Source organism: Paenibacillus sp. IHB B 3415 (assembly GCF_000802655.2).
Classification (GTDB): domain Bacteria; phylum Bacillota; class Bacilli; order Paenibacillales; family Paenibacillaceae; genus Paenibacillus_AQ; species Paenibacillus_AQ phytohabitans.
Map to the genome: position 1 here is coordinate 16,237 of NZ_JUEI01000060.1, position 14,391 is coordinate 30,627.

The 14,391-nt window shown below is 38.2% G+C and carries 11 protein-coding genes and 1 pseudogene; all 12 read left to right on the plus strand.

Annotation, left to right across the window (positions count from 1 at the left end):
* Nucleotides 1-58 precede the first annotated feature (58 nt).
* The 12 genes and pseudogenes from QW71_RS24170 (at nucleotide 59) to QW71_RS24225 (ending at nucleotide 14,123) form a co-directional block, all read left to right on the plus strand.
* Entirely contained in the window at nucleotides 59-1,093 is a 1,035-nt protein-coding gene (locus QW71_RS24170; protein ID WP_039305023.1) for a hypothetical protein, read from the plus strand.
* Nucleotides 1,087-2,976: a hypothetical protein gene (locus tag QW71_RS24175; protein WP_039305026.1), complete on the plus strand. Its 1,890-nt coding sequence runs from the start codon at nucleotides 1,087-1,089 to the stop codon at nucleotides 2,974-2,976. The genes QW71_RS24170 and QW71_RS24175 overlap by 7 nt, the downstream gene beginning before the upstream one ends.
* Before the next feature lie 365 nt (nucleotides 2,977-3,341).
* Nucleotides 3,342-3,539, plus strand: coding sequence for a hypothetical protein (locus QW71_RS24180; protein ID WP_039305028.1), 198 nt, complete (start codon nucleotides 3,342-3,344; stop codon nucleotides 3,537-3,539).
* 460 nt (nucleotides 3,540-3,999) lie between these two features.
* Entirely contained in the window at nucleotides 4,000-4,434 is a 435-nt protein-coding gene (locus tag QW71_RS24185) for a hypothetical protein (RefSeq protein WP_039305031.1), read from the plus strand.
* Nucleotides 4,434-5,399 carry a hypothetical protein gene (locus QW71_RS24190; RefSeq protein WP_039305033.1) on the plus strand — a complete coding sequence of 322 codons (966 nt, stop codon included), beginning with the start codon at nucleotides 4,434-4,436 and terminating at the stop codon, nucleotides 5,397-5,399. Before QW71_RS24185 ends, QW71_RS24190 begins: the two co-directional genes overlap by 1 nt.
* 27 nt (nucleotides 5,400-5,426) lie before the next feature.
* The gene (locus tag QW71_RS24195) at nucleotides 5,427-5,762 is read left to right on the plus strand and encodes a hypothetical protein (protein ID WP_152679846.1); all 336 of its coding nucleotides are present in this window, start codon (nucleotides 5,427-5,429) and stop codon (nucleotides 5,760-5,762) included.
* A 37-nt stretch (nucleotides 5,763-5,799) separates the two neighbouring features.
* Nucleotides 5,800-6,294, plus strand: coding sequence for a hypothetical protein (locus tag QW71_RS24200; protein WP_306766064.1), 495 nt, complete (start codon nucleotides 5,800-5,802; stop codon nucleotides 6,292-6,294).
* A 293-nt stretch (nucleotides 6,295-6,587) separates the two neighbouring features.
* Complete coding sequence (locus QW71_RS24205; protein ID WP_039305039.1) at nucleotides 6,588-7,724, plus strand: hypothetical protein; 1,137 nt, start codon at nucleotides 6,588-6,590, stop codon at nucleotides 7,722-7,724.
* A gap of 111 nt (nucleotides 7,725-7,835) precedes the next feature.
* On the plus strand, nucleotides 7,836-8,258 hold the full coding sequence (locus QW71_RS24210) for a hypothetical protein (protein ID WP_152679847.1): 423 nt from the start codon (nucleotides 7,836-7,838) through the stop codon (nucleotides 8,256-8,258).
* 408 nt (nucleotides 8,259-8,666) lie between these two features.
* Nucleotides 8,667-9,188, plus strand: a pseudogene (locus QW71_RS41465) (restriction endonuclease).
* Between the two features lie 43 nt (nucleotides 9,189-9,231).
* Nucleotides 9,232-12,657 (plus strand): serine/threonine-protein kinase, encoded by a 3,426-nt coding sequence (locus QW71_RS24220; RefSeq protein ID WP_039305042.1) that lies wholly within the window; start codon nucleotides 9,232-9,234, stop codon nucleotides 12,655-12,657.
* Nucleotides 12,654-14,123 carry a phospholipase D-like domain-containing protein gene (locus QW71_RS24225; RefSeq protein WP_039305046.1) on the plus strand — a complete coding sequence of 490 codons (1,470 nt, stop codon included), beginning with the start codon at nucleotides 12,654-12,656 and terminating at the stop codon, nucleotides 14,121-14,123. The genes QW71_RS24220 and QW71_RS24225 overlap by 4 nt, the downstream gene beginning before the upstream one ends.
* The last annotated feature ends 268 nt before the right edge of the window (nucleotides 14,124-14,391 follow it).

A 14,391-nucleotide genomic window follows, 5' to 3' on the forward strand; every position in this document is an offset into this window, starting at 1 on the left:
CATTCAACGTCAAGCGTTTACCAATCGTCATTAACCAGACTTAAGGAGGTTAACAGTAATGAAGCAAACATGGTTCACCGCACTACTTGTCAGTGTAATAGGTGTATCTCTATTCTCAGGGTCAGCCGGAGCTTTATCCAGCAGCTCAAGTCCAGAAGTCGTCCAAGGAATCGTGCAATCTGTAGTTCAGCCCACTGAACCCAATAGTTTTGCAACAAATCCGTCTACGGAAGTGTCTACATCCACTATTCCCACTACTTCCGAGGTAGGTAGTCCAGTTGTAACTGAGGTTCTGAATAACCTAGAGGTGGTGACTACTTCTCCTGTTCCCGAGGCTGAAAGCACAGTTCAACCCACTGCATCCTCTATTTCCACTACTTCTACTGCATTACCAACTATTGATAAGTCCAACCGCATGGTCACGGATGGTATCCATGTCGAAGTCTACTATCCAGCCGGTAAGGAGGAACAAGCCTACATTCCTTCGTTCACGCTGGAATTGTGGTCGGCAGACACCAACACACGTATCAGTACGGTAACGGGTAATGCCGAGAATTATCAAGTCGCAGCAGGAAAGTACGCTCTGGTCTTCGCCCACCCGGGGTATCGATTGGGAGATCAGTTGGCGTTAGTCCTGCGTAAAGCCGGAACCGGGGTAGACAGCTTGCAGTTTTGTGAACAGAGTATAGACGGCAACGGCAATCCCTTTCAGCGCGAATATAAGGTAACGGAAAACACACATTACAGCTTTTCAATTGCCCCCTTTACCTATACGCAAGGTGATCAGGACGAACAAATCATTCAAGACCTGACAGCTACAATGCTCCGTCCGCTGAGCGCGACACTCAGCGCAGCATCTAACAAGAACGCGTTGGCACTGCAGGATGGGCAGGGCGGCAAGCTTGCTAATACCGGGGGCCAGATCGAATTGCTTGAGAACAAAGGAACACTGCAAGCCACTTCCGACGACCAAGGTCTGGTCTGGCTCGACACCGATAAGCTTACATGGATGTTCTTAGTTTCTCCTGCTGTCCCAACTACCGGAGGTGTTTCGCCGCAGTCAACCGAGCTGGAGCTTCCCCGGAGATGGTAACTGGAACAGCTAAAGGCATCACAGTGCTACCTGTGGTTTGGAATACCGGACCTTCGGTAAAGAGCGGCGAGATCAAAGTCACGGTTAACGTATCCGGTATTCCCGAGCTCAGCACAGCATGGAAGGTCTTCACCTTAAAATTAACAGATAAGCAGGGTACTACCCGAGTTTATTCAGTCAGTGATAGTCAGGCGGTATTCTCCGGTATTCCTGCAGGGACGTATACGCTGGAGGCCGAGTCTGCATATGCGAAGGTATTCTCTCTACCCCAGCAGATTTCCATAACGACAGATAAACGAGCCGAGCTAAAGCTAACGATCAATCCGCAGTATACACTTGAAATCTCTAAAGATGGCGAGCAATTCAGTTTCTCATTTCTGAATGTAGCAGGGGTCGCCAAGAAAGTTTACACCGGGACCAAGCCGCAAACCCTCGCTGTCGTTCCCGGCAATTCATACATGATTAAGGATACGGAGAATGGTACCATTCATACCATCGTCATTGGCGAACAATCCAAACTGACCCGAGTCGTATTAGGAGCCGGAGTCTTATTCGGGGGTACTGCCACAACGCCGCACACCGGCGACCCAATGCTGCTGTATATTTTGGGCCTTACTCTCATGCTGCTCCTGTCCATCGGGTTGTTTCTGTTATACCGGAAGATAAATAAAAAAACATCATCTAACCATTCTTGGATGAGTATTATACTGATTGCCGCACTCGGTAGTTCTATTTTATCCGCTTCTTTACCATCTGCAGCGTATGCCGATGGCGGCGGTGCGAATGTAGGCGGTACACCACCGGCAACTGGTAGCAGTGGGTCGGCCACCGCTGCCGGAACGTTCCAAACCTCGAACAAGGTAGCCATTCTGCAATTTGGTTTTATTCCGAACAAGGTCAAAAGCAACGGTTCCGGGGTATTGACCGCATCATCGACAGCCACCGATCTGCAGGATGATTTTAAATTCAACTACGAGCCGTACATGTTCTATATGGCTCCGAGCAAAACATCCGATCAGTTGTTCCGTAAGAACGGCTCGGGGGTCATTACGTTCGAAGAAGCTGGAACCGGTTCAACCCTGTATGGCAGTAATCCCCTCTACCCGGGCAGTACCAAGGGAGTCGACAAAGCCGCCATATTGCAACGAACCTTAGAGTATGCGGATAATGCAACCCAAGCTATGGACGGTAACTACTTCAAACATGTCATTGCGGAAACCTTGGTCGCGATGGACCCGGGCAATCCAGATCGCTCCTTATCTGGCGAGGGGTCGGCGTCAACCATTGGTGATTCATTAAAAAATATGCTTGAGGACTATATCTTAAAGCATGGTAGCGACGACCAATGGGACAAACTGGATTCGCAGATTGTATCCAGCTTGATGTTCCAAGGATATATGGACTTAATTCGGGACAAAGGAATTCTTAAAGGCAATGCCTATACAGCCTATGCCCAAATGATGCAGGAGAAGTTCAGCAAGAATGAGATTGTCTTTTTCGCCCAAACGCTGGTTGGTATCAGTGTCAAGGATAATGCCAGCCCTACTAGCCGCGACTTTGCGTTTATGAGTGTACATGAAGCAACAGCATGGTACCTGCACATTCGCCAGCAAGCTCGTCCTACAGATACGGCTCTATTCAGCCTGTCGACCAATCGTGAATATGAAGCGGTAACAAAAGGCGGGGCCAGCAGTGAAGCGCAAGGCGCTTCCTCTCCGTACAGCGAGAACGGAAACTTCCCAAACACGTATCAATTGTATGCCAGGGATTACTATGCCCGGACATTGAAGCCAGTCAGCAGCAAGGTGGCCTTGTCGGACAACTGGCGACACGTTGAAAGTCGATCCAGAAGTCATGATGGCTTACTCGGATACCGCTGGTAATACCAGCTTGGCTTACGTTGCTGGTGACGTTCTACGTGATATCAAGCCATGAATTGAATCCCCTATTTCTTAGAAGTAGGGGTATTTTTCTGCCGAATTTTTTTTGAAATATTACGACAGTAAGACAGAGGCGTAAACATATATTGGGGACGGTTGCAAACATGATAAGGACATTCAGTAACCTTCATTAAATAGAAAGCAAAAGGACAAAAGTTCAAAGAAGAAAGCATGACAAAGCAAGCAAGAATAAAGAACGCTCAGCGGATAGAAGAAAGCAAAGTTATAGTGAGGTAAATCTCGATCTTATTATCTCCGAAGAAAACGAGTACATACTATCTGAGCAGGACCTAATCCGGCTTCACCGATTGAATAAAGAGCTTGATGATGCCCAAGAAGAAATGAAGAAGTATAAAGCTGAGGTAAAGCATTCTCTCAAAGGAATCGGCAAGTTTACAAGTGAGCTTTTAAGTGAATTAATTGAGGAAACTGGTCAAAGAATTGCTGAACTGGAGGGTCACATTGGGCAAGCTAGATGTGAAGCAGAAGCTAATGCATTGAACTGAATGAGCTGGAGACATTGCAACAGTACGTTCCAAACTTGCGCAAGGTATTTAAACAGGCTTCAGCCCAGCAGAAGCAAATGATGATTCGGACAATCATTGGCGGTATTGAGATCCATAGAGACGGGGTCAAGGTTCACTTCAAACTGCGAATTAGTTAGTTTATTGGTACGATAGGTGTCGAGGTTAGCGGTCTGATGGATGTTGATAAGGTGATAGTGAAGATTTTAAGCAACATTTAGAGCGTTTGGTTGAGATGAGGCTCCTGCGGTCAGCGGGGGTCTTTTTGAATGTTTAAATTGGAAGAATTTTCTGTAATTTGTATGAGAAATAGGATATCATATGGGTGTATAACTAAAAAGGTAGAATGGAATTATACGCTCCTTATTTTTCATATTGAGTTTGACTTGATAAAAGAAAATATGAAAGTCTATTAATCTGTATAAATGGGAGGTGGTATTCAATGAACACACGTTGGCTTGTAAACACGCCGTATCCAATTGGACAAACCAAAATTTTCTATAAATCTCTCGATTACCATAGAGGAAATCCAACAACAGATAAATCAGTGTGGGATACTGGCTTCTCTATAAAAGAGGAAATCGATTGTTTTACCGATGCACACAGAAGTAATTGGGTGCATAGTGGTAGTCAGAAGACAATTTTTTATGGGGTCAGGAGAAGCTTTGGTAAGTTGGGGATTGGTAGACTTCCTGACAGAAAAGAACTTCAAGTTGCCAAATTTAAAGATGATGGTAATACTAACGAATATCATGGATATCCTGTGGATCATACTATTATGAAAGATAAAGTTCCGACAAATATATTGCGCGATTGGTTTAAGCAAGGAATTATCACTAAACCTCAGATGTCAAGAATGCAGAGGTGCATGGAATAATGTTAAATCCAAAGGAAGTACATATCGAAGGAGATTTTTGGGATACAATTCTAAATAATAATATTCTTTATTTATGGACTATGGACGGAACCCTTAGATCATTTGATTGGAGAAAGATTAAAGAAATATCAAATGGCGTGGATAGACTTATGATCACAATGAGTGACTTGATGAAGTATGAATCATTTAATGCTATCCATGATATGGATACCCTCCCGAGTGATATTGATATTTACAACGACAATTTGTATATGACGATGGATGACGGGCTATTTGAATACCCTCTCTTCAATGAAAATTATCGCAACATTAAGTATGGACAATTAAGTGGAACTCCTTTTTTAAGACTTTCTATTAGGAGAAACGGGAGAATAGCTTTATCAGCAGGTGAGGAAGGTTTATTCGAGTACAACATCTTGAAACTGAAAAATTGGAAAAGTTGGGACATAAAAGAGACTGAACCCAATTTATATCATTTATCAACACAACATTCATTATCGGCTAATTGGATCTATTCAAGTATTTATAGTAACTCAAATAAATATCCATCCTATTTGGCAGGGTATTTTTGGGATAGAGGACAAATAAGGTATAACCACATTATTAATGAGGACACAATTTTTAGAGACTATTCTGGACAAATTAGTTGGGTTTATGATGGTTATATCTATAAGGCTACAAATGAGGGAATTGTCAGCGTCAAGTATCATCAACAACAACAGAGATTCGGGGATATCAAGCACATATCATTTCAACCTTGGAAGGGGAGAATATTGAGTGCTTCAGCAGCACCTTTTGGTTCTGTTATTGAATGTGTAAATGCTTTAGTCATAATGAAAAATGAATATGAGTTTCTTAATCTTCCAGGGGAGGTTTCCCGTTGGAGAATTTTTTCAAAAGATAATTTATATAGTAATTACCTAAACATTGTTTATGAGGATAAAGTGTCAATCTATATGTTTTAATTCTCAAAGATAAGGGGCGTAGGTTATGTGATGAATTATTTATATAAACTGAGAGATTATCTTGATGGAAAAAATGAGAACTCTATTGAATATATTATGTATAAAAAAGAGTTATCTCGTATACTTGAAAGCCATTTGAAGGAATACAATCCAGAAAGAATAATTGATAATTACGTAGAATTCTTATCAGAAAAGAAGTTTTCTAAAAAAATCATAAAAAAAGGGGAGATATTTCTTCGGGGAAGAATAGGAAGTTTTTCGATTTCAGGTTCCAAAGGTACTTTTAATACTAAATTTGTTTTGCCCTATTATGGAAAAATGATTGAAGCTGCCCCCAATCTATACATTAGGTGGAAGATTTAATAGAGCAGGAAATTCCTACCTATACTTAGCTTCCAACTTGGAGACTTGTTTTGCAGAAGTCCATATGCAAGTTGGTCAAGTATGTAGCATTGGTGAATTTGAATGCCTTGAAGATATCGAATTAATTAATTTAAGTGATTTTGGTGAAGATTTAGAATTGAAAATTTGGTATGAGGAAATAACTCAGCCTGTACATAATGAAATTAGGCATAAGTATTTTATTACCCAATTTATTTCGGATGTGCTCATGAAATTTAATAAAACGGGTTTATACTTTAAAAGTGTACAATCAGCTGGTGATAACATTGTTTGTTACTCTCCAGAGAAATTTAGGTTAATTCAATATAGTGAAAAACTATATAAAGCCAATAAAATTAAATATGAATATGACCAAATTGAAGATACGATAAGGGAATATGTTAAACGGACAGACCATCGTCGAAGTATTAGCGATTTGAATACTAATGATACTGAAGAAAATGAAAGACAAGTAGAGTACTTGCTAAATTGGATTGATAATAAATTAAAATGATGTGGAGAAGTGAGTAAGGTAGTTGTATCCATATTAATCTCAAACCATTCATTCCAATATGTTGTTTTCGAGGCGTTTATCGGTGTGTAAATGACCATCTGTGGGAGTACATGCTGGCAGATAGATGTGCTCAGCGATTCGATACGGCACACCTTTAATTTCCATTATGTGGGGTAGACGATTTTGAAGGAGAGTCAGGGATCATAGCATCTATCAATCGCTGGATGATGTACTGAACTTTTTGCGTCATTTGCAATGGATTGAGGCGAGAAGAGCTTAAAGGAGGTTCCAAATTGAATGATTTGATCCTCGATTCATCTATATACGAATTATTCAGTAAAGCTATTGATAAGCATGATGATTTTCTAATCAAACGATATGCGGATTATATAGGTACTGACCGATGGAGTATCATCTGTTCCACAAAAGATTGGCTACACGTGGCTGTATACGGATTGCCACACATTGATCTACACCACGAAAGCGACGATGCTCGATCACTAAACGTAATACAAATGCTTATGGCTTTTGATCTTGTTGTACAGGCGATTCAGCAGTTGTATAGGGTTTTTGAACGACAGTATCCGTATAAGGAAGATAGGTCGATATTTGAGCAGAACGTGTCAGATGATAAATTTTTCAAGCAAATACGTGCCTGCTTCGCAGCCCATCCTGTCAACTTAGATAGTAAAGACGGTACAAAGAACAAAGACGGAGAGAAGTACTTTGCATCATGGTCAAGCGATAGAGTGGGCAATGGTGATTATTCGGTATACTTGTATAGCAATAAACCAAGTTCATTACCTATCAGATTCTCTATCTCACTTATGAAGATATTGGATTATACAAAGAAAAGATACCTGCTCTTAAACAATCTAATTAGTTTTATTGAACAGGAAGAAAAACAAGAGCATTTCCAACTCCAAAAAAGAATGATTAAACGTAACGATGATCCTGTTCAACAATTGTTAATTCTTCAACAAGAAAATCAGGAGAGATTAGGTAGAGAAGGTAGTGGTGGATACAGTTATGAGATTACAACAATGCTGGATCTTTTTTATGCGCCTAAAGACTTCCCGAACGATGTACAAGAAGTTTGTGAGGAATACTTAAGAACTCTTTCACTTGTTATTGAAGATATTTATTGGAATCTTCAGAATATGATATTTGAAGATTTACCCAATGGTAGGTTACTTCACCCGGAGATATTCATTGAAAATCTGTTTTATAGCATATCAAAAGTGTTTGAATACATTCATCATTCAACCCAACATAATCGAGCATTATTAGGGCATCATTTAAAGCGTCTTATCGATAAAGGAGTTTTGCCACCCTTGGCAGAACATCATATGAATAAGTCCGACCTTCATCTACTTCTCTTAGTTGGACTAGTCAGGAATACGCCCACTAGAATTAAGGCGGAAAACTAGTTTCATTAATAGACAACCATTTGCTCACTGCAGATGGTTGTCTATTTTTGAGTTTAACCCAGTGAACCCAATGTTTTTAATTTAGATGTATATGAAGGCGTAGCCCACTCTTTGTACTTCAAGAAATCCGTATCGGTTAAATTAACGGTTTTTATAACCCACCCGGTCAGTCTAGCCACAGAGGAGGTATCCACCGTTCAAACTTCTGTGTATGAATCGGAGACGGTCAGCCATTCCGTCTATGGCAAACTGGCGGTTACGGAAGCGGTATATGAGGCTTCCGATCCCAAGTATTTTCAATACACAGGGATTTACGGCTACGATAGTGATGGCTGCTATACAGCGATTAAAATTAAGATCACGGGGTATGATGGCCCCGGAGGTGAAGTAATCAAGCTTTCTTTCAAGCTGGATATTGGTTCTTTCCTGAGTACAGCAGGGGTAACCTATAACGGTGCTGAACTGTTTGAAGATGTCGCTAAGCCGGTAAGTAAAGTATTGACTCACGAAGTCAATCTTAAGAAGATAAAGTAATCCAAGAGCGACAAGCCTATGAATTTATCACTATAGCTTATAGTCAACGATTAGTAGGCCCACAGACTTATCTGTGGGCTTGTTTTTCATACCAAATTCCACCAAACTTATGATATAGTAGAGAGAAACTAACCGGAATATAGAAATTTTAGAAGAATGATCAATTCTATTGTCGGAAATTGTGGGTAGATAGTCCTTTGAATTGCTTGAGTTGTTCTATTACAGCATGAGGTGAATAAAATTATGGCTAAAACGTATTATGCAGAAGGCAGACAGGTAGCATTTGTCCTCCGGGGACTATTTATTATGGGAGGTTTGGGAATCTACTTCAGCATTCCCGGTTTACATTGGGGCTTCTTCTTTGGAATCTTGTTTGGTTCCGTTATTCTCGGTGAAATTTTCAGCGGCATGTGGACGCGTAAACGGCGGAGGGACAAGAAGGCCAATAAATCCACCCGTACCAGTGGAGTGAGGCAAGTTAGTACAACCAAAGCTAAGAGTAGCGCTCACAACACTTCGGCTAAGACACCCATGAAGAAGTTGACAGATGCGCAGATACTAAAAGCAGATGTAAGGACATTGTCCGGTACGGATTTTGAGAGGTTAATGGAGCTATATTACATAGATCAAGGCTATACCGTACAACGCATTGGCGGTTCCGGCGATCATGAAGTAGATTTGATCCTCAAAGGCAAAGAGGGGTAGAAAATCGCCGTGCAGTGCAAGCGCTGGAAGCAGGATGTCGGAAATGATATTGTATTGCGTCTTAAGGCAGGCAAACAGGTTCACGGCTGTTATGATGCATGGATTGTGACAACGAGTAATTTCACCAAGGCGGCGAAAGAGGCTGCAGATAGGTTGAATATTAAGTTGATAAATGGGTTGTCTTTGGATGATAGGTTGAAGAGATGGAAGGCTACATCAAAATAGAAAAATTCATTGAATTGACTATTCTTTAGATAGGGGGATTTTTATGATAAAAGGAGATATTTTTTCTAAAAGATTTAGACTTGTTCGAGCAATTCCTGGAGGGAACCAGAGTGAAATATGGGTTTGCCGTGATCTAAATTCGGAAGATGATGAAAAAGTAGCATTAAAGATTTTGTCTGGTAATGACAACGAAATTTTACAGGCGTTTTTTAAAAGGGAGACCGAAGCACTCACTCTTTGTGAGCATCCGAGCATAGTTAAGATATTTGACTCAGGGTACGACGATGACACTAGGAAATATTGGATTTCGCTAGAATATATCGAAGGTGATACCTTAGAAGAAAAATTACGAAATCCCAGTGATGATAATATTACCATACAATTGCTGTTAGAAATTTGTGATGCTGTGGCAAGTGCACATTCAAAGGATATTATTCATCGAGATTTGAAGCCTTCAAATATAATGATAGATTCTACTGGTTCAGTGAAAATTGTTGATTTTGGGATTTCAAAAATTAAAACTGCTATCCAAGATGGTGCAACTGTGAGAGGCTTTGGATCGCCTCCGTATACATCACCTGAACAAATCGATTTGCAGGATGCTGATCAAAAGTCTGATATATATTCATTAGGAGTTATTTTTTTTCGTATGTTATCAGGCAGAACCCCGAATGCTTCCGAAGACCTCATTAAACAATTATTAGGAAGCGATTTACAGGAGGAGTATATACAAATTATTTCCAAAATGGTTTCCTTTAATAAGGAAGATAGATATCCATCAGTTTTACACTTTAAAAGAGAATTAATGCGATTAGCTAAAAAATATCACAAGAATACTACGATTTTATATGTTCAGCCGACTCAAAATTTCACCAATAAGTTAGCCCAAATGGAACTGATTGAAATAGGAGCTGAGAGTGAAACAAAAGATTGGATTAATAAGGAGTTCAATTTAAATGCGATTTATATAGAAAAAGGTAAGCAAGAAAATGAATGGATTATGTATATGCAAAAATATAAAATTGTTGCGGTCCAAGATTTAAATTCTCAATTCTTTTTGATTAAAAACATTTTTTTAATTTCAGTTATAGATATGGCCCGTAATGTGGAATACTCTTTTGCATGTAATGTAACCTGGAAAGCAGTGTCAAAGAAATCACTCGTACCTAAGAATAATCATCTAGAATTACTTTTGGATGAAATATTAACATGGAAAAAAACGATGGAAATAAAAAAGCAAAAAGAGCTCCAACATAAGAGAACCCTTTCGCAGTGGGAGAATGTTTTAAAAATTCAAAGAAAGTATCTGTTAGAGAAAGAAATAATTATTCAATATGCTACTTGGGATGTTAGTGCAGATCAAAGTAGTTTAGAAGTTGATCTACACAATGAAATAGAATATTCAAGTTTGCTTTTAGAGCAACCAATATTAATGAGTTCTATTGAAGAGAATAAAAGAATTAAAGTAGGCGCAGTTGTTGGTTTAGATGGCAAGAAAATGATTGTTTCTCTGGGAAGAGGAGTCATTACTGATGATATAAAAGAATATGGTGAACTTACTTTGGATAATAAGCAAGTTAATGCAGCTTTAAAAAGGCAGGAAGATGCCCTTCGTTCTGTGAAATATGGAGATTCAAAAAATCCAAAACTATTAGAAATTATTGAAAATCCTAATAAGGTAAGAACTACGGAACATTCAATTGGTTTTTACTATGATAAGGATTTGGATCTTGCAAAAAAGAGAGCAATATCATCAACGTTAGGAGCAGAATTGTATTTGATCCAAGGACCACCAGGAACCGGAAAAACAAAAGTTATAAGTGAGATTGTTGCTCAATTAGTAGGGCAAAATCCTAGTGTGAGAATTTTATTAACCTCCCAATCAAATGCTGCGGTTGACAACGCCTTAGAAGCAACTATAAAGCTAACAAAAAATTGTTCATTTTTAAGAATTGGACGTAAAGATAAAATAGGTGATAAACTTACTAACTTTCAGTTAGAAGAAAGCATTGATAACTGGATAAAAAAAACTACTGAAAAAAGTAGTGAGTTCACCCAAAAGCTCAATTTTAGTAAGAACAATCACTTGATAGAATTAGGAGAAATTGCAGATGAATTGTCTGGTTTGGAGTCTCGAAATTCGGAATTGATGGATTTAAACGGAGAATTGGAAAAGCTTAAGTATAAATTGTATGAGAGTAATAACAGTGACTCAATAAATAAAGAAATGACTGAAAATATACAGAAAGAACTTGAATTAAGAGAATCTGAGTACAGGGAGATCTTTTCCGAAATTTTATATGATCTGAGAAATATCAAAATATTAAACCCAAAAGTTGAGTGGGATCGAATATTTAATTCAACTGATTTATTGAAAACTATTCAATTATTTGAAAGAGAGCATGAGCGTAACCGTAGAGCATTAGCAAGTTTAGATCAAGTAGAAGTAATACGTCAAGAATGGCTTAAGAGGCTTGGAAGAGGAAGGGAATTCGAAGCTATCTGTGCAAGTGAAACACAGGTTATTGCGAGTACATGTTTAGGCACGGCTAACATTCCGGGCGTATGGTCAGCTGAATATGATTGGGTAATCGTGGATGAGGCGGGACGTGCAACTCCACCTGAAATTTTGGTGCCGTTAGTAAGAGGTAAAAAGATTTTATTGGTCGGAGACCATAAACAACTTCCACCCATTGTTGACATTGATTTTACAAAAGACGACTTGGAAAAATTTGAAATTAATAAATCTTTTCTTGAGACTAGCTTATTTGAGGATATATTCAACCGATCTAATGATTCTATTAAATCTACTCTTGACATACAATACCGAATGCATTCAGGTATAGGTCAACTGATAAGTGATGTTTTTTATGACGGAACTGTTCAAAATGCTGAATCAACTACGAATTTATTACATTTAATAGGCGAATATAAGGGGAAAAGCGTAGTGTGGATTTCAACAAGCACAAGAGAAGAGCGATTTGAGAGTTCATTGCCCTCTAGTAAAAGTAAACAAAATCAATTAGAAGCTAAAATAATTCTAGAAAAGTGTATTAAAATAGAAGAAGAGTTAAATGGTAGTGGAGAAAAAATATCAATAGGAATTATAACTGGTTACACAGATCAGAAGTTATTGATTGAACAAATTGTTAGTCCCAAAGATAAAGAGAAGTGGAAAAATACAAGTATCGAAGTTGATTCGGTAGATGCTTTTCAAGGTCAAGAAAGAGATATTGTCTTTTATAGCATTGTTAGAAGTAATAAAAAACGTGATATAGGTTTTTTGAAAGACTACCGGAGATTGAACGTAGCGTTATCGCGAGCACGGAAATTAATCTTTATTGTCGGTGATTTAGATATGGTACGTGATGCAAATACCTATGAAGTAGCGAATCCCTTTGCAGAAGTAATTAAACATATTCAAAAAACTGACTATAAAAATTGTTCGATTGAGGTGTTTAATAAGTGAGAATTGAAGAATTAGCAGAAAAATATTCAACACTTTTCTCGGAGCACGAATTGATACATTACACAGAAGTAGCATTTCCAGTTTGGAGATTAAGTGTAAATGTTCTCATGCAAAAAGAACTGTCTATCAGTGTTGTAGATGAGTTTGTTCTTAAGTTAGTAGATAGTGGTTTAGAAAAAATCGATCATATTTATGGAGTGCTCGGATTAGAAGAAGAAATTATAAAGAATGCTGCTGTATTTTTATTGAAAAATGAGTTAATTAGAATTGATCATGTAGAACAATCCATTAAGTTAACAGAACGTGGTATAGGAACACTTGAAGGTATAAAGGTGAATGTGCCGGAGAAAAGATCGATTTCTTTTTCGATTAATGGTATCACTGGACAATACAATGCTCTTGAAAGCACCCAACTTTATCCGGGATCTGTAATAAAAACTCAGGGTATACCGTCCTTATATTTTAATAAAGATATCCCACTACCTTCGGATGATACAATAGAGCATAGTAAATTAGAGAGTTTTCTGAAGGAAATGTATAATAAAGGATATTCTGTACCGAAAGGAAGACTACATGAGATAACAGAAGTTGAAAAGAGTTTTGCAATGTTTATTAAGTTAAGGGTTTTGACTTACTATGAAGCTAGAACAGATAGTTATAAATATGTTGTTTTTGATAGAGATACCCGTGCTCATGAATATGATGGTTTTTTATCTGAGTTAGACAGAAAAGAACATGTAGGAATACTTCCTTTAGAAGAAAAAAATATAGTGCTTGATGCAACACCTACTATAAAACTTTCTGAAAGCACTATAAATGAAGCTGAGAATAATTTAGCAGAGTTGAAAAAATTTGAAATGAGATTGGGTCAGGTTGATCAAGAATCGAAATTAACCACTCTGTCTAAAACAGCTAGGCAAGAATTACTTCTCGAAATTGAAAATATGAAGAATCAAATCGATAAAATAAAGAGCTCTACAAGACTTTTAAGAACTTATGAGCATAGGCCCATATTGGAGAAAAGCTTGCACGTGTCTAAAAAATGGGTGGTAATCGTTTCACCTTGGTTGGCTCCTGATGCGTTTGATGATGATCTTATGGCTAGAATTGATAAGAGCCTTCAAAGAGGTGTTAAGGTTTTTATACTTTTTGGATACCCTCAAGAGCTAAATGAGAGGAAAAAACGTGATGAGAAGATAGTTATTGAGAAGTTAAATAAAATGAAAAGTAAAAAACATGGTAGATATCTATTATTTAAAAAAATAGGAATAACACATGAAAAAGTTTTAATATGTGATAAGTCGTTTATTGTAGTCGGCAGCTTTAATTGGCTTTCCTTTCGTGGAGATGCTCAGAGAGGCCTTCGCTTAGAGAAAAGCGTATATACTGAGAACAAGAACGTTATTACTGATGCTCTTAATGATGTTATTCACTATGGAGAGCTCGATCTTAAAATCTTTGAGTGATATATAAGGGGGGATGTATGTTTAGATAAGAATATAATCTTGTGATTATATATTCTCTCAGCCCAAAAAACTCAAGCGGAAACTCCTTCGAAATGTGGGTATGGAAAGGGTATGGAAACTTATACTATATGGATAAATAATAATATGTTATACTTAGTAGGCCTTATGTTTTAGACATAAGGGTTGGAGATTGTAGTCAACTGGCTGGCATGTATTCTTAGGAATATTTCCACAGTTGAACTCGGTTCACTAATCAGGATTGTGGCTA